At 72.9% G+C, this 4127-nt stretch carries 2 protein-coding genes and 3 pseudogenes; all 5 read left to right on the top strand.

Annotated elements, in window-relative coordinates:
- A pseudogene (locus tag AC2W7J_RS16450) lies at window positions 1-962 on the top strand (chromosome segregation protein SMC); the annotation flags it as partial.
- Window positions 963-1058: 96 nt separating this feature from the next.
- Window positions 1059-1274, top strand: a complete 216-nt coding sequence (locus AC2W7J_RS16445; protein ID WP_421006882.1) for a hypothetical protein — start codon at window positions 1059-1061, stop codon at window positions 1272-1274.
- Window positions 1271-3252 (top strand): annotated as a pseudogene (locus AC2W7J_RS16440) (M13 family metallopeptidase). Before AC2W7J_RS16445 ends, AC2W7J_RS16440 begins: the two are co-directional and overlap by 4 nt.
- Window positions 3253-3256: 4 nt before the next feature.
- Complete coding sequence (locus AC2W7J_RS16435) at window positions 3257-3727, top strand: DUF309 domain-containing protein (protein WP_485983713.1); 471 nt, start codon at window positions 3257-3259, stop codon at window positions 3725-3727.
- A 59-nt stretch (window positions 3728-3786) separates the two neighbouring features.
- Window positions 3787-4127, top strand: a pseudogene (locus AC2W7J_RS16430) (signal recognition particle-docking protein FtsY); the annotation flags it as partial.

Here is a 4127-nt window from a genome sequence, read left to right as displayed (position 1 = left end):
CCGCCCGGGCCGAGCGTGACGAGGCCCTGCGCGGCCTGCGCACCGAGCTGACCGAGCAGCAGGACGCCCTGCGCGAGCTGACCGACGAGGTCCACCGCGACGAGGTCGCCCGGGCCCAGCAGATCGCCCGCATCGAGCAGCTGCAGACCAAGGCGATCGAGGAGCTCGGCGTCGACCCCGACGTGCTCATGGAGGAGTACGGCCCGCACCAGCTCGTCCCGCACGTCGCGGGCCCCGACGAGGACCCGGAGTCGGAGGACTTCCCCGAGCCCCAGCCCTATGTGCGCGAGGTGCAGGAGAAGCGCCTGCGCACCGCCGAGCGCGGGCTCAAGGCCCTGGGCAAGGTCAACCCGCTGGCGCTCGAGGAGTTCGCCGCGCTCGAGGAGCGGCACACCTTCCTCACCACCCAGCTCGAGGACCTGCGCCAGTCGAAGAAGGACCTCCTCGAGATCGTCGCCGAGATCGACGAGCGGGTCGAGCAGGTCTTCTCAGAGGCCTTCGCCGACACCGCCGAGCAGTTCGAAGGGGTCTTCTCCCGCCTCTTCCCCGGCGGCGAGGGGCGCCTGGTGCTCACCGACCCGAGCGACATGCTGACGACCGGCATCGAGGTCGAGGCCCGGCCTCCGGGCAAGAAGGTCAAGCGGCTGTCGCTGCTCTCCGGCGGCGAGCGGTCGCTCGTCGCGGTCGCGCTGCTCGTGTCGATCTTCAAGGCCAGGCCCTCGCCCTTCTACATCATGGACGAGGTCGAGGCGGCGCTCGACGACACCAACCTCGGCCGCCTGATCATGCTCTTCGAGGAGCTGCGCGACTCCAGCCAGCTCATCGTCATCACGCACCAGAAGAAGACGATGGAGGTCGCTGACGCGCTCTACGGCGTCTCGATGCGCGGCGACGGCATCACCACCGTCGTCAGCCAGCGGCTGCGCGACGTCGCCCCCGACGAGCAGGCGCAGCCGGCCTGATCCGGGATGGGTCGCCCGGTCCCACCCCTCGGTCGCACCTCGGGACGACCGGCGGGTCGAGTTGAGCCGGTCGCCCGCTCGGGGGACGATGGGGCCATGACCGCCATGATCGTGGGCCTGCTGATCTGCCTCGCCCTGTCCGTCCTCGTCATGGGGCTCGTCGCCGTCCCCGCCCGCCGCGAGGGGCGTGAGATCCTCACCGCTCGGGGCGAGCGCGTGGTGGTCAAGGTCCGCGAGAGCGCCGACGGCGCCGCGAGCCGCACCTCCGGCCTCATCTCCAGCGCGACGCCGGGCAAGCGCAAGGCCTCATGACGGCCGGCACCGACCCGACAGGATTCCGCGGCCCGGTCGACCCGGGGGTGCGTCCGCAGGACGACCTCTTCGGGCACGTCAACAACCACTGGCTCGACCGTGTCGAGATCCCGTCCGACCGCGGTCGCTACGGCGTCTTCGACGTGCTGCGCGAGCGGGCCGAGGAGGACGTGCGCGTCCTCATCGAGGAGGTCGCGGCCGCTGTCGAGTCCGGTGCCGCCGACGACCCGGTCGCGGCCAAGGTCGGCGCCCTCTACAGCTCCTTCATGGACGAGGCCCGGGCGACGAGCTCGGCGCCCAGCCGATCGGCGAGCTGCTCGCCGCGGTCGACGAGGTGACGAGCGTGCCCGACCTCGTCGGGCTCACCGGGCGCCTGGCCCGCGACGGCGTGAGCGGCGCCGTCCTCCCCTTCGTCAACACCGACGACCGTGACTCGACCCGCTATGTCCTCTACCTCGAGCAGGGAGGTCTCGGGCTGCCCGACGAGTCCTACTACCGCGAGGAGCAGCACGCCGAGGTCCTCGCGGCCTACCGCGGGCACGTCGCGCGGCTGCTCGCGCTCGCGACCGGGCTCGACGAGACGGCTGCCGCCGAGACCGCGGAGCGGGTCGTCGACCTCGAGGTGACGCTCGCCGGCCACCACTGGGACCGCGTGACCAACCGCGATCCCGTCAAGACCTACACGCTCGTCGACGCCGCAGGGCTCGCCGAGCTGGCGCCCGCGGTCGACTGGAGCGCCTGGGCCCGAGGGCTCGGGGCCGATGCTCCTTTCGCCGAGGTCGTCGTGCGCCAACCCGACTTCCTGCGCGGCCTGTCGGCTGCGCTCGAGTCGGTCGACCTGGCGACCTGGCAGGACTGGCTGCGGCTGCGCATCGTCCAGTCGCACGCGGCCTACCTCGACGCGTCCGTCGTCGCCGAGGAGTTCGACTTCGTCGGCCGCACCCTCTCCGGCATCCCCGAGCAGCGTGCCCGGTGGAAGCGCGGGGTCTCGCTCGTCGACGCCTCGCTCGGCGAGGCCGTCGGCCGGCTCTACGTGGAGCGGCACTTCCCGCCGGCAGCCCGCGAGCGGATGGAGGAGCTCGTCGGCCACCTCGTCGAGGCCTTCCGGCGCTCCTTCGCCCAGTCGTCGTGGATGGGGGAGGAGACCCGCGCCGAGGCCGCGGCGAAGCTCGAGGCCTTCACGCCCAAGGTCGGCCACCCGGCCTCGTGGCGCGACTACTCCGCGCTCGAGGTCGACGCCGACGACCTCGTGGGCAATGTGCGGCGGGTGGCGGCCTTCGAGGTCGACCGCGCGCTGCACAAGCTCGGTGGCCCGGTCGACCGTGACGAGTGGTTCCTCACCCCGCAGACGGTCAACGCCTACTACAACCCCGGGCTCAACGAGATCGTCTTCCCCGCGGCGATCCTCCAGCCGCCCTTCTTCGACGCCGACGGCGACGACGCGGACAACTACGGCGGCATCGGGGCGGTCATCGGTCACGAGATCGGGCACGGCTTCGACGACGTGGGCTCGACCTACGACGGGCAGGGCAACCTGCGCGACTGGTGGACCGAGGAGGACCGGGCGGCCTTCGAGCAGCGCCGCGACGCCCTCGTCGAGCAGTTCGACGGCTACACCACCCGCAATGCGCCCGGACACACGGTCAACGGCGCCCTGACGGTGGGGGAGAACATCGGCGACATCGGCGGCCTGGCCATCGGGCACGCGGCCTACCGGATCGCCGTCGGCGACGCGGCGGCGGAGGTCGGCGAGGACGGGCTGACCGGTGACCAGCGGTTCTTCAGCAACTGGGCGCGAGTGTGGTGCGGCGACGCGCGCACCGAGGAGGCCGTGCGGCTGCTGTCGATCGACCCGCACAGCCCGCAGGACGTCCGGGCCAATGCCGTGCGCAACATCGACGCCTTCCACGAGGCCTTCGGCACCGCCGACGGCGACGACATGTGGCTCGACCCGCACGAGCGCGTCTCCCTCTTCTGAACCGATGACCCGCGAGGTGCCGTCAGCGCGTGACCGGGATGCGCTCGGCCGCGCGGAGAACGCGCGTCCCCGGGACGGCCTCGGCGACCGCTGCCGCACGGCAGCGAGGGGCGTCGCCCGCGTGGAGGAGCGCGAGCGCACCCCCGACGAGGCGCTGGCCGAGGCCCAGGAGTACCTCGACGCCGAGATGCCCTTCCACGCACACGAGGTGCTCGAGGAGCAGTGGAAGCGTGCCCCCGAGCCCGAGCGTGCCCTCTGGCAGGGGCTGGCCCAGCTCGCCGTCGGCCTGACCCACCAGCGCCGGGGCAACTCCCGCGGCGCGGTGAGCGTGACGAGCCGCGGCGCCGATGCCGTCGAGCGCTATGTCGCGATCGCCCCCCACGGGATCGACGTCGGTGGCCTGGTCCTCTGGGCGCGGGCGCTGGCCGCCCGGCCCGACGGCGAGGTGCCGGTGCCCTCCCTTCGCCTGGTCTGAGGGGAGCGCCCGCCCACGGGTTCGGCGAGGTCGGTGGGGCCTGCGAAGATGACCCCGTGATGGGAATCGACACGCTGACCGAGTACATCGCCGTCGCGATCGGACTGCTGGTCCTCCTCGGGGGGCTCGCGGTGGGCCTGCTGCGCGGAGGCCGGGGCAAGAGCAAGGAGCTGCCGCCGGAGCACCGCCCGCCGGAGCGCCCCAAGGGCACCACCGACCACCGCAGCGGCACGATCGTCCTCGACCGGCCGAGTGACCACGCCCAGCCCCAGGCTCCGCCTGCCGAGGCGAAGGGGGAGACCCCGCCGGCCGAGACGACGGCCGAGGAGCCGACCGCTGAGGCGGCTGCGCCCGAGACGACCCAGCCCGAGACCCGGCCGAGGACGTCACGCCCGTCGAG

The sequence above is a fragment of the Janibacter sp. CFPM2_SD2 genome (assembly GCF_057364645.1).
The sequence above is the reverse complement of the archived record's forward strand: the minus strand, read 5'-3'. Positions and strand labels throughout refer to the sequence as shown.